This is a genomic window from Cytophaga sp. FL35, from assembly GCF_014349235.1.
Taxonomy (GTDB): Bacteria; Bacteroidota; Bacteroidia; order Flavobacteriales; family Flavobacteriaceae; genus Euzebyella.
The window spans coordinates 67,547-92,952 of the sequence record NZ_JACSOH010000019.1; the positions used below are offsets into that span (position 1 = coordinate 67,547).

At 39.7% G+C, this 25,406-nt stretch carries 13 protein-coding genes and 1 tRNA gene; 11 read left to right on the forward strand and 3 right to left on the reverse strand.

All coding sequences use genetic code 11. From position 1 onward, the window contains the following. Nucleotide 1 precedes the first annotated feature (1 nt). Entirely contained in the window at nucleotides 2–1,114 is a 1,113-nt protein-coding gene (gene gmd / locus BIZ36_RS15000) for a GDP-mannose 4,6-dehydratase (protein ID WP_187458706.1), read from the reverse strand. A 238-nt stretch (nucleotides 1,115–1,352) separates the two neighbouring features. Further along, nucleotides 1,353–2,714: a Gfo/Idh/MocA family protein gene (locus BIZ36_RS15005; RefSeq protein ID WP_187458707.1), complete on the reverse strand. Its 1,362-nt coding sequence runs from the start codon at nucleotides 2,712–2,714 to the stop codon at nucleotides 1,353–1,355. Nucleotides 2,715–3,076: 362 nt separating this feature from the next. On the opposite strand from BIZ36_RS15005, the gene BIZ36_RS15010 reads away from it, so the two are divergent. From BIZ36_RS15010 to BIZ36_RS15040, 7 genes are all read left to right on the forward strand, one after another. After that, nucleotides 3,077–10,861: a Kelch repeat-containing protein gene (locus BIZ36_RS15010; RefSeq protein WP_187458708.1), complete on the forward strand. Its 7,785-nt coding sequence runs from the start codon at nucleotides 3,077–3,079 to the stop codon at nucleotides 10,859–10,861. Between the two features lie 159 nt (nucleotides 10,862–11,020). Next, a complete protein-coding gene (locus BIZ36_RS15015; RefSeq protein ID WP_187458709.1) occupies nucleotides 11,021–12,406 on the forward strand; it encodes a sialate O-acetylesterase in 1,386 nt (461 codons plus the stop codon). A 57-nt stretch (nucleotides 12,407–12,463) separates the two neighbouring features. Then, complete coding sequence (locus BIZ36_RS15020) at nucleotides 12,464–14,575, forward strand: thioredoxin domain-containing protein (RefSeq protein WP_187458710.1); 2,112 nt, start codon at nucleotides 12,464–12,466, stop codon at nucleotides 14,573–14,575. A gap of 119 nt (nucleotides 14,576–14,694) precedes the next feature. Continuing rightward, nucleotides 14,695–16,413, forward strand: coding sequence for a GMC family oxidoreductase (locus BIZ36_RS15025; RefSeq protein ID WP_187458711.1), 1,719 nt, complete (start codon nucleotides 14,695–14,697; stop codon nucleotides 16,411–16,413). After that, a complete protein-coding gene (locus BIZ36_RS15030; protein ID WP_222937412.1) occupies nucleotides 16,413–17,141 on the forward strand; it encodes a gluconate 2-dehydrogenase subunit 3 family protein in 729 nt (242 codons plus the stop codon). The genes BIZ36_RS15025 and BIZ36_RS15030 overlap by 1 nt, the downstream gene beginning before the upstream one ends. A 106-nt stretch (nucleotides 17,142–17,247) precedes the next feature. After that, a complete protein-coding gene (locus BIZ36_RS15035) occupies nucleotides 17,248–18,069 on the forward strand; it encodes a sugar phosphate isomerase/epimerase family protein (protein WP_187458712.1) in 822 nt (273 codons plus the stop codon). A 103-nt stretch (nucleotides 18,070–18,172) separates the two neighbouring features. Continuing rightward, entirely contained in the window at nucleotides 18,173–19,804 is a 1,632-nt protein-coding gene (locus BIZ36_RS15040) for a sulfatase family protein (RefSeq protein WP_187458713.1), read from the forward strand. Here BIZ36_RS15040 and BIZ36_RS15045 read toward each other — a convergent pair. Further along, nucleotides 19,801–21,585, reverse strand: coding sequence for an arylsulfatase (locus tag BIZ36_RS15045; protein ID WP_222937413.1), 1,785 nt, complete (start codon nucleotides 21,583–21,585; stop codon nucleotides 19,801–19,803). The two genes, BIZ36_RS15040 and BIZ36_RS15045, sit on opposite strands and share 4 nt — an antisense overlap. A 200-nt stretch (nucleotides 21,586–21,785) precedes the next feature. On the opposite strand from BIZ36_RS15045, the gene BIZ36_RS15050 reads away from it, so the two are divergent. The 4 genes from BIZ36_RS15050 (at nucleotide 21,786) to BIZ36_RS15065 (ending at nucleotide 25,196) form a co-directional block, all read left to right on the forward strand. Then, nucleotides 21,786–22,508: a M15 family metallopeptidase gene (locus BIZ36_RS15050; RefSeq protein ID WP_187458714.1), complete on the forward strand. Its 723-nt coding sequence runs from the start codon at nucleotides 21,786–21,788 to the stop codon at nucleotides 22,506–22,508. Nucleotides 22,509–22,523: 15 nt separating this feature from the next. Next, nucleotides 22,524–23,438 (forward strand): alpha/beta hydrolase, encoded by a 915-nt coding sequence (locus tag BIZ36_RS15055; protein ID WP_187458715.1) that lies wholly within the window; start codon nucleotides 22,524–22,526, stop codon nucleotides 23,436–23,438. A gap of 169 nt (nucleotides 23,439–23,607) precedes the next feature. After that, nucleotides 23,608–23,681: transfer RNA gene (locus BIZ36_RS15060), tRNA-Pro, on the forward strand. A 222-nt stretch (nucleotides 23,682–23,903) separates the two neighbouring features. After that, on the forward strand, nucleotides 23,904–25,196 hold the full coding sequence (locus BIZ36_RS15065) for a site-specific integrase (RefSeq protein WP_222937414.1): 1,293 nt from the start codon (nucleotides 23,904–23,906) through the stop codon (nucleotides 25,194–25,196). Nucleotides 25,197–25,406 lie beyond the last annotated feature (210 nt).

The window sequence follows — 25,406 nt, forward strand, 5'->3', positions numbered from 1 at the left end:
TTTATTCGAAATAGTTCATGATGCGGTATCCACCTTCTTTTAGATACGTGTCTTTCTGCATCAATTTCAAATCGCTGGTCATCATATCCTTGACCAAATCTTGAAGTTGATATTTAGGTACCCAGCCCAATTTGTTGTTGGCCTTGCTTGGGTCACCGATTAATAAATCCACTTCGGTTGGTCTAAAATACCTAGGGTCAACGGCAACAACCTCGGTACCTTTTTCTATTTGGTATTTTGGGTCGTTACAAGCGACAACGTAGCCTTTTTCATCTACGCCTTCACCTTTAAATTCAAGTTCGATACCGGCTTCTGCAAAACTCATTCTTACAAAGTCTCTAACGGTAGTTGTCTTTCCGGTGGCGATTACCCAATCTTCCGCTTCATCGGCCTGAAGAATCATCCACATCATACGAACGTAATCTTTGGCGTGGCCCCAATCACGTTTTGCATCTAGGTTACCCAGGTAAACTTTATCCTGTAATCCCAAGGCAATTTTAGAAGCTGCACGGGTAATTTTTCTGGTTACGAAAGTTTCCCCTCTAATGGGCGATTCGTGGTTAAATAAAATACCGTTACAAGCGAACATTCCGTAAGCCTCACGATAATTTACGGTTATCCAGTAGGCGTACATTTTAGCCACCGCATAAGGACTTCGTGGGTAGAAAGGAGTCGTTTCCGATTGAGGTACTTCTTGTACCTTACCATATAGTTCAGAGGTAGACGCTTGATAGATTCTAGTCTTTTTCTCCAATCCTAAAAGACGAACGGCATCTAAAATCCTCAAAGTACCAATACCATCGGCATTGGCGGTATACTCTGGTGTTTCAAAAGAAACGGCAACATGGCTCATGGCGGCCAGGTTGTAAATTTCATCAGGTTGAATTTCCTGTATAAGGCGTATAAGATTGGTGCTATCCGTCATATCGCCATAATGCAAATGCAAATTTCGGTTCTCTACATGGGGGTCTTGATAGAGGTGGTCTATTCTATCGGTATTGAACAAAGATGACCTTCTTTTAAGGCCATGCACTTGATAATTTTTCTTTAATAAGAATTCCGCCAGGTAAGCTCCATCTTGACCGGTAATTCCTGTAATCAAACACTTTTTCATTTGCTAAAAAGTTTGTTGGTTCCAACTTAATATTTACACAAATATGGATATAATTATTTTTAAGGACCTTCTATTTTCTACAAATTTTAGATTATTTAAAGATTACCGAATATGCGGTTGAAAAAATTGATGATCTGAAGGAAGCAACAGAAAAGTTTCGACAATTTCATAATGTTTAAATCCACTTTTATTCTAGGAAATTTTTCTGGTTTCAAACAAGACAAATCAGAAAGACGTATTAAGAATGAGGGTGTTGCCACCCTTCGCGATAACTTCTTTTTAAAATTTTTGTAGCTTCGGGATCGTTCAAAATCAGTTGCTTATCTTGACTATAAGAGAGTGGCCGTTGTAAGGCTAGAGCCATGTTCGCCAATATGCAGCTGGCTGTGGAAATATGCCCTTCTTGGATATTTGCCACGGGAGAAGCACCAGTTTCTATGGCCGAAAGAAAATCTAACATGTGACCTCGAGTTGCAGGTGCCGCATGAAGTTCAATATCTTTTTCCGTTACGTCTTCGGGGTATTTTTCACGCTCGTAAATAACATCTTTGTGTATTTTTTTGCCATCGCCCACAGGAACAAAGTCGTATTGCATGACGCTTCCGGAAAGCGTTCCTTTTTCTCCGAATATTTTAAATGCCCACGGATATTCCGGATCGGGGGGTGTTCCCCAAGAGCGGTGTTTCCATACACACTCCAATTCCTCGAATTCAAAAATAGCATTTTGCGTATCGGTAATATTTGCCTTGGCATCTTTCTGCACATAAATGCCACCAGTAGAGCTAATTCTTTTGGGCCAGCCTAGGTCTAACATCCAGCGAACGGTATCGAGCATATGCACGCACATATCACCAACTATGCCATTGCCATATTCCATAAATGCGCGCCAGCGTCTATGTGGGAGTCCATCAAATTCGCGCATAGGTGCGGGACCCGTCCACATGTCATAATCAAAGAAATCGGGAATGGGTTCGGTAGGTCTATTTTTTTTATCTCGCATATGATAATAGCAGCACATTTCTACGTGCGAAACCTTGCCCAGCAATCCGGCATCAACAATGTTCTTTTTGGCGTCGATAAGATGTGGGGTACTTTTTCGTTGGGTTCCCACTTGTATGACTTTATTATACTTTTTACTGGCGGCTACTAAAGCCTCTCCTTCCATAACATCTACACTAATAGGTTTTTGTAGGTATACATGTGCACCCGATTTCATGGCTTCAATCCCCTGTAGTGCATGCCAATGATCGGGTGTGCCCACCAAAACGATATCAAGCTCGCTTTGTGCCAGCATTTTTTTATAATCCGTGTAGGTTTTGGGCTTTTTGCCAGATTTCTGCCGTGTACTGACCAACTCAGCTGCCGCTGACAGCATGTGTTTATCAACGTCACAAAGAGAAATAACTTCTACGTTGGTGACTTGAATTAATCTAAATAGGTCACTTTTACCATACCAACCCGTTCCAATGAGTCCCACTCTCAGAGGTTTTTCTCTATAGACCAAGTCGAGACCATATGCTCCAAACGAAGATAAGGCCATGGCAGCGGTTGTAGATTTTAAAAAGTTACGTCTGTTGATGTAGAAGTTTTTGGTAGACATTTTTGAAGAGTTTAGGTTGATTTTCTAAAGATATATAATTTCTTGATTAGCCTTGGAAATTCTATTTCATCTGTAATTCTGTAAAGCGACTATAAATTAGCTTCGTTTCAGTTTGCTAAAAATTTTTCTTACCAATCCGTAGAAAAATTTCACAATAGATTATCAGTGTAAAATATCAGGTATGTAACAACTTGCCTTAGTTATGTTTAACCGTTAATGTTAATTTTTTGGGTAGTTTGTCGCTTTGAATTGTAGCTTAACGATTAAGTTAATTGTTAGTAAGAGCATGCTTTTAATACTAATTAAATTTGATGTACAATTAATGGTCATCACCTAAATTAAAATAGCTAAATCGTTTTCGCATGATTAAAACCTACTCTGTAAATGTATTTCCTTATTTGCTTTTATTTGGCTTTCTAATTTCCAATTTACTTTCTGCTCAGAGCTTTAATCCATCTGGTTTAAAGAGTATACAAATTGACAACCCAACATCTTTGGATTTTGGACCTAACGGAAAGCTTTATGTAGCCCAACAAGACGGAACTATTTACGAATATACTGTACTCCGTGATAATGCGGAAGCTGGGGAAGGGACTTATACTGCCATTGAAGCGGTAAAAATAAACGCCGTTAAAACTGGTGTTCCTAACCATAATGATAATGGTACAATCAACACATTAAAGGTACGTCAGATTACCGGGTTGTTGGCCGCGGGAACAGTCAATCAGCCTATTTTGTATGTAAGCTCATCTGACTCTCGAATTGGAGGAGGAGGAAGCGGTAATGATAAAAACCTCGATACCAACTCGGGTATTCTTTCTCGTTTAACATGGACGGGCACTACCTGGGATAAGGTAGACTTGGTAAGGGGGTTGCCCAGGTGTGAAGAGAATCACTCTACAAATGGAATGGAAATTTTTGAAAGAAACGGCAATAACTATCTCATGTTACAACAAGGAGGTAATGCCAACAAGGGGGCTCCGAGTAACAATTTTGCAGGTACCCCAGAGACATTTCTTTCAGCGGCGATGCTTATAATTAACCTTACGCAATTAGAACAAATTGAAGCTTCAAATGGAGGTCCATTCATTGATGCTAGATATGGAAATATCAAATATGTCTATGACCTTCCAACATTAAATGACCCTAATAGACCTGATATTGATAATTCCAGTGCCAATTTTCCTTACAATGTCGGTCACCCCATGTACAATGCAACAATTGATGTAGGCGATCCTTTTGGTGGAAACAATGGTTTGAATCAGGCTTTTCCCGAAGAAGGTGGACCTGTTCAGATATTTTCTACAGGATGGCGTAACGGATATGATGTGGTTATTACTAAGGAAGGTAGGATTTATTCAGTCGATAATGGCCCGAATACTACATGGGGTGGATTACCGGTAATTTATGACAGCAACGGGCAACGGAAAGGGGATCAGGGTACTACAACCTACAATCCGGAATTAGGCGATTATGTAACCAATGATTTGAATGAATCAGGAAGTGACGGGCATGGTGACCCATTACATTATGTGGGTAATGTTTCAGATGCCAATGGTAGTTACTATGCCGGCCACCCAGTTCCGATAAGGGCTTTTCCTTCCAGAGCCGGATTGAAAGTTTATGAATTTGATGGAGAAGCATGGGTTATTGAAGAAGAGTATGATTTCGGTAATTTGCTTACCGGAGTATCAGGCTACTTCAATCAAGTGTTTGATATAACCGATTTTCCTGATAACCCTATAGAGGGAGAATATTTGTCAGTATCAAAATACGATGCCCGAATGAGAATTTTTGATATTGTAAATTCTTCTACAAATGGTATGTGTGAATATACTGCCAGCAATTTTGATGGGGCAATGAAAGGTGATATACTCACGGCATCATTTAATGGTAAAATTAACAGATACCATTTAAACGAGTCAGGAGATGCGGTCAGTTTAAAAAATAATAACTTTTTGTCCGGATTTGGATCTACACCTTTAGATGTTATAGCACAAGGAGATTCTGATCCCTTTCCCGGAACAATTTGGGCCGCTACCTATGGTGCGGATAATATAACCGTTTTTGAACCTGCCGATTTTGGAAATTGTTTGGACCCAAGCGATGCCAATTATGATGGTACAGCTGACTATGATTTTGATGGGTATTCCAACGATGATGAGCTTGCAAATGGCACAGATATTTGTTCTGGGGGTAGCAAACCCAGCGATAATGACGGCGACTTCATATCTGATTTGAATGACCCCGATGATGATAATGACGGTATAGCTGATGTAGCCGATCCTTTTGCCATTGATGCGAATAACGGGTTGGGTACGAGTCTTCCTATCGATTACCCTTTTTGGAATAACGATCCGGGTACCGGCCTATTCGGATTGGGCTTTACAGGTTTAATGATTTCGGGTGACGGTACTACCGATTATTTAACCCAATATGATGATACCAATCTTTCATTTGGTGGAGCAGGAGGTAAAGCGACCATTGATTTTGTAGATGACGGAAGTGCGCTCGATGGCAATACTCAAAGGAACGGCTTTCAATTTGGGGTTAATGTAGATAGTAACTCGTCTCCATTTACGGTACATTCAAAGATAGAAACACCTTTTGCGAATGTAACTTCAACCACAAACCTTTCGTATGGTATTTTTATAGGTAATGGAGACCAAGACCATTACTTACAAATATCTATTATGGATGGTAGCCTTGCCGATGATGGTATTCTCGGATTTGAGGTCGTCAAAGAAGACGGTAGCCCAAATGTTTACTCAATGGTGTATGATGTGAATGGCCTATTAGGGGCTACCTCTGTAGATCTATATATCAATGTCTCTCCGGCTACCAACGAAGCACAACCTTATTACTCTTTAGATGGGGGTGAAAGTGTGATTGCTTTAGGGGGAAAGATTACTTTACCCGTCGAAGTATTAGATGCGACCGATAATCAAGGTATGGCGGTCGGTTTGATATCAACTACAGGAGGAGGAGAACCCTTTACGGCTACTTGGGATTACATTAGAATAAATATTGATGGTAACGCCAATTTGGTACTTTCTGAAAGTCCGGTTGATTTTGGTAAGTTGTATACAGATGCTTCTCAAGTTCAATTAGTCGAAACTTTAAAGAACGAGGGTGGGCCGTCGGCAGGTGTAGTTGAGCTTTCGTCCATCAATATTACAGGACCCGATGCCAACTTGTTCAGTCATGATTTAGAACTGCCATTAGTTTTAGGACCAGGGGCGAACAAAACAATTCCCATCAACTTCTTTCCGAATGGTATTGAAGGGATTAAATCAGCTTCCTTAGAACTTGTACATGACGGTGATAACTCACCCTACGTGGTGCCATTAACTGCCATTTTAGAGGAATATGTGGAACCTGCATATACCGTGGTAGCAAGGGTGAATGCAGGTGGAGAGGGTGTATTGGCCACCGATGATCAACCTGATTGGGAATCAAATATTGGCAATGGTGCGGTAACGGGCATTACCTATACTGTAAATGCGGGTACCATTCCTGGTTCTACAAATACATTTCAATATGAAAATAGACATGAGTCGGTACCTGATTACATTGATGAAACGACATTCAATGCTATTTATTCAAAGGAGAGATACGACCCTACTAGCGCGCCTGAAATGGAGTTTAAATTTCCTGTAGACAATGGAAATTATGTGGTAAATATATATACGGGTAATGGCTATGGTCCTGCAAATAGTGTTGGGGCACGTATTTTCGATATTAGTTTAGAGTCTCAATTAAAAGGAGATGACATTGACGTTGTTCAATTGTTTGGTGGAAGTGGCACTCAATTTCATGCCGGTATGCTGTCCTATGATATTACCGTTGCCGATGGGGAGTTGAATGTGTTGTTTGAACATACAGGAACTGAAAATCCTGTGTTGCAAGCCATAGAGGTACTAAAAGTGAACGGGACAAATGATCTTATATCCATCGCACAAATAGAGAACCAACTTAATTTTGTTGATGATACCATCAGTCTTACCGTTTCGGCAAGTGGTGGAAATCAGAACGAAAACTTTACCTATGCCATATCTGGCCAACCGGAGGGGGTGGATATTGAACCGACCAACGGACACATTTTTGGTGTGATTGCGAATGGCGCACTATCGGGCGGGCCTAATAATAATGGAGATCACCAGGTAACAATCACCGTAAGCAAACCAGGTTCCTCAACAGAGAATATGGTATTTCAATGGTCGATTGGTAATTATACTTGGACGGATAAAGAAGAAAATGAAAGCTATACCGCTCGCCATGAATGTTCATTGGTGCAATCTGGAGACAAGTTCTATCTAATGGGAGGACGTGAAAATGCAAAAACCATTGATGTCTATGATTATAACACCGATTCATGGAAACAGATTACTAATTCGCCGCCACAAGAATTCAATCACTTTCAAGCAGTAGAATATAAGGGCTTGATATGGGTAATTGGGGCTTTTAAGACCAACACCTTTCCGCAAGAACGACCTGCGGAATACATTTGGGCATTTGATCCGGTAACTGAAAAATGGATTCAGGGGGCAGAAATACCAGAAAGTAGAAGAAGAGGTTCCACAGGTTTGGTAGTTTACAATGATAAGTTTTATATATCAGGAGGTAATACCGCAGGTCATGATGGTGGTTATGTGAGCTGGTTAGATCAGTACGACCCATCCACAGGACAATGGAAGGTATTGACAGATGCACCTAGAGCTAGAGATCACTTTCATGCGGCCGTAATAGGTCATAAAATGTACTTGGCTGGAGGCCGTCTTTCAGGCGGACAAGGAGGCGTATTTGCACCTACTATCGAAGAGGTTGATGTTTATGACTTTAGTCAAGGGGAGTGGAGTACCTTACCCTCACAACAAAATATACCAACACCGAGAGCTGCACCGGTAACCGCTAGTATCAACGGGAAGTTAATTGTTGCCGGAGGTGAGGTTCAGAATCAAAATGTGTACGGTACTGTAGTTTCCGGAGCTCTTAAGATTACGGAGCAGTATGATCCCGAAACTGGATCCTGGTCACGTTTGCCAGATTTAAATCATCACAGGCATGGTACGCAGGCGATAGTTTCGGGCAATGGTGTTTTCGTAATGGGTGGATCTCCGAATTTGGGGGGCGGTAATCAGAAAAACATGGAATTCTTAGGGGAAGATACTCCAACAGGTACGGCAAATACCGCAAGCCAAATTTCGGCACCTACCTTGGTAGACATGAATCCCGGAGAAACTGCAGCAATTGACTTACAGGCTATTGAAGGTAATATGGGTGTTTATATTCGTTCCGTTACACTAAAGGGTGACGAAGGTGGATACTTTACCTTAAGTACGGCAAACGTGAAAAACATTCTATTAGAACCGAATGGGACCTTAGAGTTAAACGTAACACTCTCAGAAACCGGTGCGAATAAAAATGCAATTCTATCAATTGAGTATGCGACCGAGGCTACCCTTGATATAGTGCTTAAAAATGGTGAATATAATTCTGGGATAACCAACCCAGGTACACAATACAATCGAGTTGGAGAGGCTGTAAGCTTGCAAATAGAAACGGAGAATATGGGAAATAACCTTAATTTCTCGGCGGTTGGTCTTCCCCCTGGATTACAAATAGATGAAGACAACGGTTTGATCAGTGGTACCATTGCCACTACAGGATCCGATGGTCCGTTTTTAGAAAATAATGGCTTGGTGGTTATCGAGGCCGAGTCAGGTGATTTGGTGCCTGGTTGGACAGCAACGAACGTGGGTGGAGCCACAGGCATCAAAGCGTCTACGAATAGCTTTAACTCACAAAATGGGGGTACCATCCCTTATGAAATCAAAGTAACGACTCCGGGTGTCTACAGATTTAATTGGAGAAGTTTTTATTCAGGAGAAAATTCGACCGAAGAAAACGACAATTGGTTGAAGTTTCCTAACAATGATGATGTTTGGTTTTTCGGATATAAAGGTGCCATTACAGACGAAGCAGCCCTTATTAACAATTTACAAGGACCACAGGAAAATATAGTTTTCCCAAAAGGAAGTTCAAGGGTCACTTCCCAAACTACCCCTGAGGGTGGTGGCAGTAACGGTTTTTTCAAGATTTGGAGAAGCGGAGGAAACCCTGAAGTGTATGATTGGCAGGCGCGAACCAGTGATAATGATTCCCATAACGTTTATATTTGGTTCGTGAACCCTGGTACGTACACCATGCAGGTTTCCGAAAGGTCGGCTGGGCATGCCATAGACAAGATGGCTCTGTACAAAATTGACGGGACTAATTACTCTGATATTCAGTTGACTAATGCCTCGGAGTCCAAGAGGGATGGTATAGCTGGAAGTGTTGAAGAAAATAGCCCTTATAACGTCACAGTAACGGTGAACAACAATTCCAATACGTCATCTACTGAATTTAATTGGATTATTGGAAATTCAGGTAACCCAGTGGCAATCTTATCGGCAAATAAAACCACAGGTCGCGCTCCCTTAGCTGTAAGCTTCACAGGAAGCCAATCTTCCGATGATGTTGCAATTGTTGACTATAGTTGGGAGTTCGGTGATGAACTATCGTCGACATCCGATGTTGCCGACCCTACATTTAATTTCCTTAAGGCGGGTACATACACTGTGCTTTTAAGGGTTAAGGATGGTGATAATAATATTGACACCAACACAATTGAAATTAATGTATTGCCTCCTTTAGAACATACAATAACGGTATCTGTTGGACAAAACGGTTCTGTAAATCCTAAAGGCAATGTTCAGGTGGTAGAAGGCAGAGATCAACAGTTTATCATCAGTCCAAATTCAGGCTATGCGATCAATGAAGTGATTGTTGATGGGGTATCTCAAGGGGCAGTTGAGAGTTATATTTTTTATAATGTAACAGGGGACCATTCACTTGAAGCGACCTTTATTAAAAAGCTTATTTCCATTGAGGCATCTGCTGGTTTGGGAGGTGAAATTTCACCAAAGGGAACCATTTCCATTGCAGAAGGGGATAACCAAAAATTCACTGCAATAGCTGAAGAGGGTTATGATTTTGATTATTTTATTGTAGACAACAGTTTTACTGTTTCGGAACCTGAATATTTGTTTGAAAATGTTAGTGGAGAACACATTATCAAGGCAGTATTCGTAGAAAAGGAAAAACCAAAATACTTAATAGCATCATCTGCTGGTTTTGGCGGTTTCATTTCACCAGTCGGTGATAACTGGGTGGAAGAATCGGGGAGTATTGTTTTCTCCGTAACGGAAAGTGATGGGTACCAGTTCGAACACTTTTTGGTCGACGGTATTGTTGTAGCCGATATGGCTGAATATACCTTTGAGAATGTTATGGAAGGACATTCGATAGAAGCGGTGTTTAAATCCATTCAAGGTGATTATACCCTAAATTTATTAGCTTCTGAAGGAGGTACTTTGGATCCCAGTGGAACCCTTTACGTAAAAGAAGGAGATACACAAGAAGTAAATATTATTCCAAATGAAGGGCATCAAATTAAACAAATTCTTGTTGATGGAGTCGAAGTGACAATTGTCGAAAGCTATAAATTTGAAAATATTAGTTCAAGCCACGAAATGCAGGTTATATTTCAGAAAACGAACGAAGGTCCTTCCGCTTTGATTCGGGCAGATGTAAAATCAGGTTATTCTCCACTATTGGTCAATTTTGACGGAAGCAATTCTTCAGATGATGTTGCAATCACAAGTTTTACATGGAATTTTGGAGACGGATCAAATACCATAGAGGGTGAGACCGCTGCTCATACCTATAACTCTGTAGGTATTTACACGGCGACCCTGACCGTAGAAGATATAGAAGGAGAAATAAGTACCGAGACAATTGAAATTACAGTGTTAGATTCTCCCGGACTATCGGAAGAGGGCAACAAAGAACTGCGAATCTACCCGAACCCAGCTTCATCAGAAGTGTCCTTAGGTTTGGTCAAAGGTGCGAATCTAATACTTGAGACCGTTTCGGTTTTCGATATGAGTGGAAATCTAGTATTAGAATCAGACGTAAAGAATACGGCGGTTGGTGAAGTATATAAAGTAACGGTTGCCAATTTATCCGATGGTCTTTATTATGTGAGAACCAAAGATGTTTCTGGTAACGAGATGATTAAGAGGCTGCTGGTAAAACATTAAATTCTAGTGGTTAAAGAAGTAAGGGTGAAAACGAAAGTTTTTGCCCTTTTTTGTTTCTAATAGGTAGCGAGAAAAGTCAAAATGAAAACGAATTTAATTCTATCTGGATGACGAATTTTAAATTAATATATTTAAACGTTATATAAACCACAAATACTCATGAAACCAAACCAACTACTATTCATTGTTGTCTTATTGACATGTCAATTGGCTTTAGCCAAAATTACCCTTCCAAATATATTTGGGGACCATATGGTGCTGCAAAGAAACGAAGCTGTTAAAATATGGGGCTGGGCCCAAACCGGTGAAGAACTGATCGTTACCACTAGTTGGGACAATAAGGAGTATATGGTAAAAACTCCGATTACTGCAGCATGGGAGGTGTTGGTAAATACACCAGAAGCTGGCGGTCCTTTCAAGATAACGATAAAGGGATTGGAAGATGAAGTTGTGCTCCATGATATTCTCATAGGAGAGGTATGGGTGTGTTCTGGGCAATCAAATATGCAATGGACCGCAACCACAAACGCAGGAATAGACAATGCGGAGGAAGAAATAAAGAAGGCCGACTACCCAAATATTCGTTTTTTTATGGTTGAACGTAGAACGGCTGAATATCCGCAAGACGATTTACCGGGTAATTGGGAGGTATGCTCGCCAGAAACGATGAAAGACTTTAGTGCTGTAGCCTACTTTTTTGCCAGACGACTTCAAACTGAGATGAATATTCCTATCGGTCTAATCAATAATGCCTGGGGAGGTTCTCCTGCCGAGGTTTGGGCAACACGATCAGTTTTTGAAGAAAACGAAGACCTTAAAAAAGATGCCGATTCTATGAAAGTAACCCCTTGGAGTCCGGTAACCCCTTCCTATTTGTACAATGGAATGGTTCATGCACTTACCGGTTTCAAGATTGCCGGTACTATTTGGTATCAGGGTGAATCAAATGTGAGCAGACATGACAATTATACCAAGTTGTTCTCTAAAATGGTCGCTTCTTGGCGAAGCGCTTGGGGATACGAATTTCCATTTTACTTTGTTCAAATTGCTCCTTACAAATATGATACACCCGAGGTTGGTGCATATCTTAGAAATTCACAAAGAATAGCTCAGGAAGTAATCCCGAATTCAGGAATGGTCGTGGTTAGCGATATTGCTACCATCAATGATATTCATCCTCCAAATAAGCAGGATGTGGGTCTTCGTCTAGCGAATCTTGTACTTAAAGAGACGTACAAAAATTATGATGGAGAAGTGCATGGTCCCCTCTATAAAACTCATAAAATTGACGGGAAGAAGGTGGAGGTTCTTTTTGAACATGCCGACGGACTAATGGTGAGGGGAAAACAAATTACCCATTTTGAAATAGAGTCCACAGATGGAAAATGGTATCCGGCCAAGGCAAAAATAAAAGATGATAAAATTATACTGACCTCCAAAAAAGTCACTGAACCCGTAAATGTGCGATTTGGATGGAGCAATACAGCGGAGCCAAACTTATTTAATAGGGCCGGTCTACCTGCTTCCGCCTTTATTTCCGAATAAATGTTGGCCCATAAAATGTAACTAATTGTCGTATTTTCGGCAATAGAAAAATTGACTATGAAGCCCAGTACTACTTTCCTTAAGGTTACACTTCTTTTGGTATTTTTACTCTTGACCTCTTGTAAAAATAAAGGGGAAAAAGTTGAGGAGGAAGAGGAACATGAATTTACGAATGCCCTGGTAAACGAAAGCAGTCCTTATCTCCTGCAACATGCCCATAATCCCGTAAATTGGAGGCCTTGGAGCCAGGAGACTTTAGAAGATGCCAAAAAGGAGAACAAACTGGTGTTGGTAAGCATTGGATATTCCTCATGCCATTGGTGTCATGTGATGGAAGAGGAAACTTTTGAAGATGTAGAAGTGGCCAAGGTTATGAACGATAATTTTGTCAGTATAAAGGTTGATAGGGAAGAAAGACCCGATGTTGACCAGGTATACATGACCGCTTTGCAGTTGATTTCAGGTAATGGTGGCTGGCCCTTGAACGTAATCACCCTTCCAAACGGCAAACCCTTGTACGGAGGTACTTACCATACTAAAGAACAATGGACGCAAGTTTTGACCAAAATCAACGATTTGTACCAAAATGACCCTCAAAAGGCTTCGGAATATGCGGATATGGTTGCTAATGTAATTGCGGAAGCAAACACTATTGTACCTAATTCAGATAATGAAATACTCTCCAAAGATACGGTTCGCGAAAGTGTTAAAACATGGAGCGAATATTGGGATTTGGAAAAGGGTGGGGATAAGGGTGTCCAAAAGTTCATGATTCCTTCAAACCTGATGTTCCTTTTGGATTATGCTATTTTACAAGAAGATAAACAAGCCAAAGCACACGTCAAAAATACCTTGGATATTATGGCATTTGGAGGAATCTATGACCATTTAGGGGGTGGCTTTTACAGGTACAGTACGGACCCGGATTGGAAAGTCCCACATTTTGAAAAGATGTTGTATGATAATGCGCAGGTTCTAAGCTTGTACTCCAGGGCCTTCACTGTATTTAAGGACGAGAGGTATAAAGATATAGTTTGGGAAACGGTGGAATTTCTCCAAAGGGAAATGAAAAACAAGGATGGGGGATATTATGCCGCCCTGGATGCCGATACAGAAGGAGAGGAGGGAAAATATTATGTGTGGGGCAAAGAGGAGTTAATGGAGGTTTTAGAAGATGATTTCCCCCTTTTTTCTGAGTATTATCGTATTCATGATGAAACGGTCTGGGAAGATGACAAGTATGTTCTACATAGGTCCAGTAATGACTCGAAATTCCTGGCCGAAAATCAGATAGATGGTTCCAGTCTGTCAAATATCAAATCAAATTGGCATAAAAAATTGATGAACGCTAGGGGAAAGCGTACATTTCCAGGTGTAGATGATAAAGTAATTACCTCGTGGAATGCTTTATTGATAGATGGTCTGGTCGATGCTTATAAAGCATTTAATCAAGAGCGTTTTCTAGATGAGGCGGTTTCAATTTTTACTTCTTTAAAGACACATAATTATGCTAATGGAAAGTTAGTCCATACATATAAACCTGGCAGTGAACAAAGGAAAGGCTTTTTAGAGGACTACTCCTTTTTTGCCCATGCTTCTTTAAGTCTTTATGAGGTTACTTTTAATACAGACTATTTAGATTTTGCTAGAGAGTTAACCAAAAAAGCCCATAATCAATTTTATGATAGTAGTTCTGGTTTGTACTTTTTTAATGAAGGCGAGGAGTTGATTGCTAAAATTGTAAAAACGGACGACGGTGTTTTACCGTCGCCCAATGCAATAATGGCCTCCAATTTATTTAAGTTGGGTCACATAGATTACAATACCGAATTCATGGAAAGGTCCAAAAAAATGCTTGCATCTATAACTCCATTGATCGCAGAAAGTCCTTCCAGCTATTCAAAATGGAACTCTTTACTTTTGAAAAATACCTTTCCATTTTTTGAAATAGCCATTGTAGGCTCAAATGTTAAGCCAGTGGTGCAAGGATTTCAAAAACATTACTTGCCTAACACCCTTGTTGTGGGTAGTAAGGAAAAAAGTGATTCTCCGTTGTTCAAAGACCGTTTTATTGAAGATGAGACCTATATCTATGTTTGTCAGAACACTACCTGTAAACTACCTGTAAAGACGGTTGAAAAGGCCCTTGGCCAAATGAAAAATTTTTAACGGTTATTATTTATGTTATCTCAGTACAGATTGTGTCAATCTACCATATAGATGTTCCAAATCCGCATAATTTTCATTTTTAATTTTTAAATTGTGCGCTCATTTAAACTAAACTAACTATGCAGATAAAGGAATCTCCTGAAGTCTATGATGTTATCATTGTCGGCTCCGGCGCCGGCGGTGGTATGGCTACCAAACAGCTTGCAGATGCCGGATTAAATGTTGCGGTTGTTGAAGCGGGACCGTTCTTTGACCCCGCTGACCCGAAAACCATGACCCAATTGAAGTGGCCTTATGATTCGCCACGTAGAGGTGCGGGAACCACGCGTGCCTTTGGCGAATGGGATCAGTCTTGGGGCGATTGGGAAGTTGATGGTGAACCGTACACCACGGAAGAAGGAACCACTTTTAAATGGTGGAGAGCACGTATGCTCGGTGGCCGTACCAACCACTGGGGGCGTATCTCACTCCGCTTTGGCCCTAAAGATTTTAAAGGTAAAACTCGCGACGGACATGGGGAAGATTGGCCTATAGGCTATGAAGACGTAAAGCCTTATTACGATAAGGTAGATAAATTGATTGGCGTTTTTGGAACCAATGAAGGTCGTGAAAATGATCCGGATGGATTTTTCCTTCCTCCTCCAAAACCAAGACTTCATGAACTATTTTATATAAAAGGCGCAAAAAAGTCGGGTATTCCAGTAATTCCAGGCCGTCTTTCAATGCTTACGAAGCGAATAAATAATGAGCGTGGTGTTTGTTTTTATTGCGGACAATGCGGTAGATCATGCCAAGTGTATGCGGATTTCTCCGCTGGAAGTTGTTTGATTTTTCCGGCCCAAAAAAGTGGTGGTAAGGTGCGCTTGTATGTCAATTCCATGGTTCGTGAAATTACCACCAATGAAGAGGGTAAGGCCACTGGAGTTTCTTACGTAAGTAAAGATGACAGAAAGGAATATAAGCTAAAAGCAAAAGTAGTGGTATTGGCAGCATCTGCCTGTTCATCCGCCAGAATATTATTAAACTCCAAAAGTAAGCAACATCCAAACGGATTGGGTAACAGCAGCAATTTGGTAGGTAAGTATTTACACGATTCTACAGGAAGTAGTGGGGCGGCCTTTGTTCCAGATTTGATGAATCGTGATGTTACCTATAACGAAGATGGTGTGGGTGGTATGCACGTTTACTCACCTTGGTGGGGTGATCATAGTAAACTGGATTTCCCTCGCGGCTACCACATAGAAGTGTGGGGAGGTATGAGCCAACCTAATTACGGTTTTGGTTTTGATCAAGACAATTTTAATAAGCTAATGGGCTTCCCAACCGGCGGATATGGAGACAAACTTCGTGACGAAGTTAAGAGGTACTACGGTGCCGTTATAGGCTTTGGTGGTAGAGGTGAGGGTCTAGCTCGAAAGGAAAATTACTGTGAGATTGACGAAACAACTGTTGATGATTACGGAATTCCGGTGTTGAAATTTAACTATAAATGGTCTGATGTTGAAGTGCGTCAAGCAAAACACATGCAAGACACCTTTGAAGAGATTACCCATAACATGGGAGGCATCTATTTAAACAAACCAGGTAAGGACAGGGACTATGGTCTTCATGCGCCCGGTGAGATCATTCACGAAGTAGGTACCACTAGAATGGGGGATGATCCAAAAACTTCGGTTACCAATAAATTCAATCAATTACATGATGTTGACAATGTATTTATTGTAGATGCAGGACCCTTTGTTTCCCAAGCGGATAAGAACTGTACTTGGACCATTTTGGCACTATCTTGGAGAGCATCGGACTATATTATAGAACAGTTGAAACAACAAAATATCTAATGATGGACAGAAGAAAGAGTATACAGACAATGATTCTTGGTGCTAGTGCTTCTGCATTTGCATTTCACAGTTGTAAAACCGATAAGGGAGAAGCTGCACCCGTAGAAGGAGATACTGCGGTTAGTACGGATACCAAATTTTATGGTAGAACGCCCGCGGAGGCAGAAAGGGATGCAAAGTTAAAGGAAGAACAGCTTTTCAATGAACATGAAATGGAAACGATTGCTGTTTTGAGTGAGGTTATTTTGCCACCTAAAGAACCACATGGAGGTCCGTTAGAAGCAGATGTGCCGGAATTTATAGAGTTTATAGGTAAAGATATGCCACAGATGCAGAATACCTTGCTGGGTGGTTTAATGTGGTTGGACCATAAATCGAATACCGATTACGGATTGGAATTTAAATCGGCTAGTTTAGATCAGCAGAAGGAGATACTTGACCAGATTTGTAATCAAGATATGGAAATGCCCTTAGATGATCAACCTTTGCAGATTCAGTTTTTCGCATTGATGAGAAACTTGGTCGTAACTGGTTACTATACTTCAAAGGTGGGTATTGCAGATTTGGGTTACAAAGGAAACCAACCCAATGTTTGGGACGGTGTACCAGATGATGTTCTTAAGAAACACGGTGTTGAATATGATCCAGAATGGATTGCCAAATGTGTAGATAATAGCAAGAGAAATGTGATTGCCGAGTGGGATGAGGATGGAAATCTTTTGACCTAATTTGGTAATTGCAAGATAATAAGAAACACCTCCTTCAATTTTTAAGGGGGTGTTTTTGTATTACAGCAGTATATATCCTTACTTTTAAGAGCTAAATTAAAATCGGATGAAAAAAATAATTTCAACATTACTATTGGCCCTTCTTTTCAATATTTCGGGGCAAGGGCAAGAAGTTGGTTTACAGCTTTATAGTTTAAGAAATCAATTTAAGGAAGATGTTCCCGGAACCTTGAAAATTATCAACGGGTGGGGTATTACCAAGATTGAAGGAGGCGGAACTTACGGTTTATCAATGGGAGAGTTTAAAGACTTACTTAAGGAAAACAATTTAAATGTAGTTAGTGTTGGGGCTAGCTTTGGAGATTTAGAAAATAATGTGCAAAAGGTAATTGACAACGCCAAGGAATTTGGTGCTACTTATGCCATGTGCGCTTGGGTTCCTCACGATGATAATAAATGGGATTTAGAAGAAACACAACATGCCACTAAAGTTTTCAATAAAGCGGGAAAGGAATTGAAAAAAAATGGGATAACCTTGGCATACCATGCCCATGGTTATGAATTTAGACCTTGGAAGGATGGTACCCTTTTTGACTATATGGCTCAAAACGCAAAAGACTTTACTTTTGAACTTGACGTTTTTTGGGCACACCATGGCGGGGCAGATCCTTTGGCGCTTATGAAGAAGTACCCCAAGAAATTCACTCTTATGCATTTAAAGGATATGCAGCATGGAATTGAAGGTAACAATACCGGTCATGAAGATGTAGAGACCAATGTAGTTCTAGGAACTGGTCAAGTAGATATAGCTGGTACCGTTGCAGAGGCAAAGAAGTTAGGTATTGAGTACATGTTCATTGAAGATGAATCTTCTAGGGTCGTTGAGCAGGTTCCGGAAAGTTTGAAATATTTGGAAAGTTTAGATTAAAAAGAATTTTAATAATCTAAAAAACCCCTTACCGAAAAAAGTGAGGGGTTTTCTTTTTCGCATTAAAAAACAGGTATATTTATAGCATACAACCTCCTTGACTATGAAAAGCCTGCACCTATTGTTTTTTTTACCACTGATAATTTTTCAGTCGTGTGGTGAGAGTAAAACCAACGATGAAACTTCTGCAAAAGAGACGAGACCAAATATTATTTGGCTTGTAGCCGAAGATCAATCCCCAGAATGGTTCCCTATGTATGGAGATAAAAGTATCTCCTTACCAAATTTGGAAAGTTTATCGGCAGATGGGATAACCTTTGATAATGCGGTTGCACCTGTTCCTGTGTGTGCTCCTGCCCGCAGTTCATTGATTACCGGTATGTATCCCACTACCTTGGGAACACACAATATGCGCACCCATACCCCATGGAGAGCAATAAACGAACCCTTGTTGGATAGTTTGCCCAGTTATTCCCCTGTAGTTCCGGAAGGTGTAAGAATGTTTACAGAGTATTTAAGAAAAGAAGGATACTACACTGCTAATGGGCCCAAGGAAGATTATAATTTTGAAAAGACGGATGCTGCTTGGGATGATAGTAGTCCTAAAAGACACTACCGAAAAAGAGAGGGGAATCAGCCATTTTTTGCCGTTTTTAATTTTTCGGTTTGTCACGAAAGTCAAATTTGGAATCGAGGCAAGGATAGTCTCTTTGTAGACCCTAAAGAATTGCATGTACCTCCCTACCTTCCTGATAACGATACAATTCGCCATGACCTTGCCGTTAATTATAGTAATCTAAAAAGGTTGGATAATCAACTAGGTGAAATTATAAAGGATTTAAAGGAAGACGGCTTATATGAAAATAGTATTATATTTTTTTACGGAGACCATGGTGGTCCCTTCCCAAGACATAAAAGGGCTTTATACGATACGGGTGTAAAGGTTCCATTGATTATTAAATTTCCTGAAAATGAGGATGGGGGAACAAGGGATGACAGGCTTATTAGTTTTATAGATTATGCCCCCACCGTACTTTCTATGGCGGGTATAGAACCTCCTAAGGTAATTCAGGGCAAGGCGATGTTCGGGGAATTTGAGGTAGAGGACAAGCCGGAGTATACATATCATAGTTCTGACCGATTTGATGAAATTTATGATAGATTAAGGGCTGTAAGGTCCACGGAGTATAAGTACATCAAAAGTTTCAATACAAACTTGAGCCATGCCTTGAATGTATCGTATCGGGAACAAATGCCAATGATGAGGGAGCTTCGGAAAATGTACGCCGAAGGAACACTGAATGATGAGCAGAAGTTATGGCTAAATCCTACTAAACCGGAAGAAGAATTGTATGACTTAAAGGAAGATCCCTATGAGTTACATAATTTGGCCTTAGACCCAGATTATCAGCAAACCCTAATTGGATATAGACAATTGTTGAACGATTGGATGAAGGAAACCAATGACTTGGGTAGAATGGATGAAAGGATTTTAATGGAACGCTGGTTAATTGATGGCGAACAACCTAGATTGGACGAGTTACAACTTGAAGTGACCAATGAAGGAATTGAACTTATTTCTCCAAAAAACGATGCGACCGTAGTCTTTAGGCAGTCAAAGGACACTATTTGGCATGTTTACGCTGCTCCTTTATCAAAGGATATGTCTTTTGAGGCCAAGGCCGAACGTATTGGTTATATCGATAGTGAAATTTTAGAGTATAGTGCGGATTAATTGACACGTTTGAAAACCAAAAGACGGATGTCCGCAACTTCCAATTTTGGTTTTTCCAAAGCTTTTAGGGTCAATGTGCCGTTTCCTCTTTTTAATACCATGGTACCTAATTTTATGGGTATAAAATCCTTAACGTAGGATTCCATTCTTGGCACCCTATCCATTTTCCTTCCAATAAGTTCAGGATCATGGGCATTTGTAATCTTTTTGGCAATTTTGCTATCGCCTAAACTAAGTTCTATTATGGAACCTATATTCTCTTCCGAGCAGGTATAATACAAATCCACTTCAAATTTTCCATCGGCTAGAACTTCCACATCCCATGAAATAGAGTCCTTAATATTATTCCAATTGGTAAAATAGCTATCATTTGGGTATTTATTACTTCTTTTTATTTTCCCATGAGGTAAACCATCTCTAGCAGGTAAATGGGTAAAGATTTGCTTTGGATGCCCAAGGGTAAAACCTCTTTCGTCATTTGTATTGTTTTTGGGCTCCACCATTGATAACCACTCTTTTTTCATTGAAACGAGCGAATCCCGTTTACTTGGATACTTTTCCGAAATATCCTTGGTTTGCCCTCTATCAGATGTTATGTGGTATAACCTATTTTCGTCATCCAATCTAAATTCTTGGGTTCTTAGACTTGTTTTTCCGTTCCAGTGGTTATAAATCACTCGGTCATTCCAATTTTGGTTTTCGTCAAACAATAAGGGAGCAAGGTTCTTACCATCAATAGGTTTCGCAGTTATGGGATATACATCTGCCAAACTAGCTAAGGTAGGTAGAAGGTCGATAGCACTAGAGATTTGGTTTATTTTTTTTCCTTCTTCCAAAAAGTTGGTCCACTGTATGTATAACGGGCTACGAACACCACCTTCATCCGTAGAGCCTTTTTTACCTCGCATTCCACCATTCCATCTTAGGCTATTGGGTCCATTATCGCTTAAGTAGACCACGATTGTATTATCCTCCAAATAAAGCTTTCTCAATCTGGCCATTAATCGTCCTACATTATAATCAATGTTTTCAACCAAAGCCAAGGCAGCTTTAGTAAACGTTTGATTTTCATTTGCATCTTGATTGGATAGAAATTGAAGTTCCTTTTTTTCAAATTTTTGCCATAGGGAATCCGGAACTTGCATTGGGCTATGTGGAGTATTAAAGGGAAGATATAAAAAGAAGGGACTATCTTTATGTTTTTCGATGAACTCCAGACCATGATCTGTTAAATCATCGACAAGAAAACCATTTCCTTTAACAATTTTGCCATTGTGCTCTAGCATAGGACTAAAGTAATTGCCCCAATGACCCGAAGCAAAACCATAATACTCATCAAAACCCTGTTTATTAGGATGGTAAGGAGCTTGGGTTCCATTGTGCCATTTACCATAAGCCGCAGTTTTATACCCGTTGTTCTTTAATAGTTCCGCAAGCGTAGTTTCGTCATAATTCATCCGTTCTCCACCAGAGGACGTACTGTATACTCCTGTTCTGGGAAAATATCTACCGGTAAGAATTTCAGCCCTTGTTGGGGAACAAACCGGTTGCACGTAAAAGTTTTCAAAGGAAACGCCATAGGTTGCTAAGGCATCAATATGAGGTGTTTCCAAATTGGGGTTTCCACTACTGCTCAAATCGCCCCATCCTTGATCATCGGCTAAAATGAGGATAATATTAGGCCGTTTATCATCCCTTGTAAGAGCAATTTGCTTATCTGTTGTGTTTTTATCTTTACAGGAAAAGACCAATAGTGCTAAAATCGGAAAAAAGTATTTCACCTTAAATTGATTTAATAGTTCAGTGTTCGAAGGAGTTGTGCCAAGATACTGATATTATTAAGGGAAAAGGAAGTCTTTTTTTGATTTTTAAGGTGATAAAATATGCCTATATTGGACACTTATGTAGCCGTGATGTTCAATCATACAAACCACGGGTATCCAAGCCTACTTTTTTAAACTTAAAATCATTTTCAACTTCCATGAAGTATTTCGCATTTGTTTTTTTTATGTTGTGCCTGTCGATTTCCTGCAAAGAATCTGCCGATAAAAAAGTGAAACAAGAAAAAATGGATGATGAGGTATCCTTGCAATTAGACACCATAAAAGAAAAATCGGAATCCCCTAAAAAGGTATTTAAGACCTTTGAAAGTTTAGCGGACACAACCTTTGTGCGCTTAGCCGATTTCAGCGATGGGTTTGCCTATGATTTGAGGTATGCCACAGAGAATAATTTTTTGAAGGAGAAGGTTTATGATTGTGCCGAATGTTACACAAGGGTAAAGACGGCAAAAGCATTATTGAAGGCCAATGAAGATTTTAAGGAAAAGGGGGTAAGAATCAAGTTTTTTGATTGTTACAGACCCAATTCGGTTCAGTACAAAATGTGGGCAATAGTACCTAATCCCCAATATGTTGCCAACCCGAAGAAAGGCTCGATACACAATAAGGGAGGTGCTGTTGATATTACCCTGGAAACTTTGGAAGGGGAGGAGCTGGATATGGGTACAGACTTTGATTTTTTTGGAAAAAGGGCCTATCATGATAATTTAGACCTACCTAAAGAAATATTGGATAACCGCAAACTCTTAAAGGAAACCATGGAAAAACATGGTTTTTGGTCCATAAGAACCGAATGGTGGCATTACAACCTAGGTGCCGGATCTAATGATAAAGTTGCTAATTTTAAATGGCCTTGTAATTAACTCAAAAAATACATAATGAAATTATTAATAACCGCTCTATTATTTGTAATACCCATGTCTATTACCGCTCAAGACACCATTATTCCCCTGTGGCCAAAAAACCAAATTCCTAATCGTATTGCTTCAGATGAAAAGGAAGTACATGTAAAGGAAGGAATTCTAAGAATCAGTAAAGTTCAGGAACCACACCTTGAGGTATACCTGCCGGCGAAACAAAATGCAACGGGACAGGCAATGTTGATTTTCCCGGGAGGAGGCTATCAAATTCTCGCTTATGACTGGGAAGGAACGGATATTGCAAAATTCTTAAATGGAAAAGGAATTGCGGGTATTGTCGTCAAATATAGACTGCCCACATCGGAGTCTTTAAAAGAAAACTATAATGTTCCCTTGATCGATGCGCAAAGGGCCCTAAGGTTGGTGAGGTCCAAAGCGGATGAATTTAATATTGCAACAAATCAAATTGGAATTATTGGCTTTTCCGCCGGAGGACATTTGGCTTCTACACTTGGCACGCATTTTAATGAAAAGGTGTACGAGCCAATTGATAATGCCGATAAACAAAGTGCACGACCAGATTTTATGAGTTTGATATATCCTGTCATAACATTTAGCCAAAGCACTAAGCACACCGGGTCTCAAAAAGCTTTGTTGGACGGTTCTGAAACAGAAGAACGTATCAAACATTTTTCCAATGAATTGCAGGTGACAAAGGAAACTCCTGCAACCTTATTGGTTCATGCATCAGATGATAAAGGTGTACCAGTGGAGAATAGCCTCTTGTTTTATCAGGCATTAAAAGATAATGGGGTACCGGCTACTATGCATATTTATCCAGAGGGGGGACATGGCTTTTCATTGGCTAGACAAGATGTTCACCTAAGAGGATGGACAGAGAGGCTAATTGAGTGGATTGACAGTTTGAAATAAGCAATACTTTTTGATGTATTTCAATCAATAACAAGGAGTTATATTAGGTTGTGATGAAAACTGGAAATTAGGACGGTTTTTATTGTCATTTATGCTACAAAGTTTTTTATTTTTGCAATCTTGTTTTGAGAATCCCACCTTATTGATTTAGGTATAATTTTCAAACAATCGGGATGTAGCGCAGTCAGGTAGCGTACACGCATGGGGTGCGTGTGGTCGCTGGTTCGAATCCAGTCATCCCGACACTTAGGATATTAAAATTGATTTTTTAATATGTAATTAAATGAAAACCAGTAAAATACATTTTTACTGGTTTTTTTTGTATTCATTTATAGACACTATAATTAGTGTCCTAATTAGTGTCCTATTTTTTAAGGAAAGAAATGCCTAAATTTATAGTTCACGACCTGTGATTCGACTTTCGAGATGATTTGGCTTTCGATTTAACTGAGTTTTCAATTAAATATGAAAGTGATGATTTCAGAACACACATTCAACGTTCATTTCTGGTTGAGGAAAAATGCCCTTAAAAAAGATGGTACAGCTCCTATCTATGCGCGTATATGGATAGATAGTAAGGCAGTTGACATTAGTACAAAAAAAGCTGTACTTGAGAAGAATTGGAATTACAATGCCTGCCGAGTTAAGTCCAAGGTAAAAAATTCAGGCAATATTAATGATGCACTGGATACAGTGAATTTAAACTTAAAAAGTGCCTACAGACAATTATTGGAGAAAGGCCATCCCATAACGGCCGAAGCTATAAAACTTCGCTATACAGGAAAAGATAGAGAAGTTTTGACATTAATGGAATTGATTACCTATCACAGGGAAAATGAAATCCAAAAGCTAGCCCCCGGAACTGTCAAGAATTATAAGGCTACCGAAAAGTACATTCGACGTTTTATCCAAAAAGAATATAAAGTGAAGGACATTTATCTTCTGCACATCGATTATTCTTTTATAACAAAATTTGAAAATTATTTACGTACCTGTTCTCCATTAAAAAAATCTCAACCCTTGAGGAACAATGGTATAATGAAACACTTGGAACGACTTCAAAAACTTACGAACATGGCTCTGAAGCATGGTTGGATTAAATCTAACCCTTTCAATTTGTTCCAATTGAAATTTGACTCATACGATAGCGCCTTTTTGGAACAGTCCGAGTTGGATTATTTAATGAATGTATCACTATCCAATGACAGTATGTCTCTAGTGAGGGATATTTTCATTTTTTCGTGCTACACTGGTCTGAGTTATATAGAGGTGAAAAATTTAAGTGCAAAGAACATCGTTGAAGGAATTGATTGCGAAGATTGGATTGTACTACGGAGGAAGAAATCTAATGTACCTGTAAAATTACCCTTGCTAAATGAAGCCAAATTAATACTTCAGAAATACGCTTCTTATCCAAAAGCAGAAAATGGATATCACCTTTTACCCGTATTTAGCGATCAGAGACTTAACCTTTACCTGAAACAAATCGCCTCTATTTGCAAAATTGATAAACATATAACTTTCCATGTTGCAAGACATACTTTTGCTACTACGATAGCTCTATTAAACGATGTTCCGATTGAGACGGTCTCTAAATTGCTAGGCCATAGAAAATTATCTACTACTCAAAAATATGCGAGGGTAATTGAGAAAAAAATTAGTAATGATATGAAATTGTTGAGAAGGAAACTTGATGAACATAAGCAAAGTAAGTCAAATAATCATACCAACAAAAAGGGACATTTGAGGATTGTCTAAGGCTAAAAATTTGATAACAATCGAAATTGATGAAGTTGGATTACAACTTCATATGGAGAATGTAAGGATCAAATTATTCTAAAATCCTTATTATTAATGAAATAAGGAAAGTTCCATTCGGAAGCATCAAAATTTATGTTATACGCTCTGTCAAATTGACATATGCTCGGTTATGCACTATTTCCTAGAACACTAAAAATTTAAAAATTT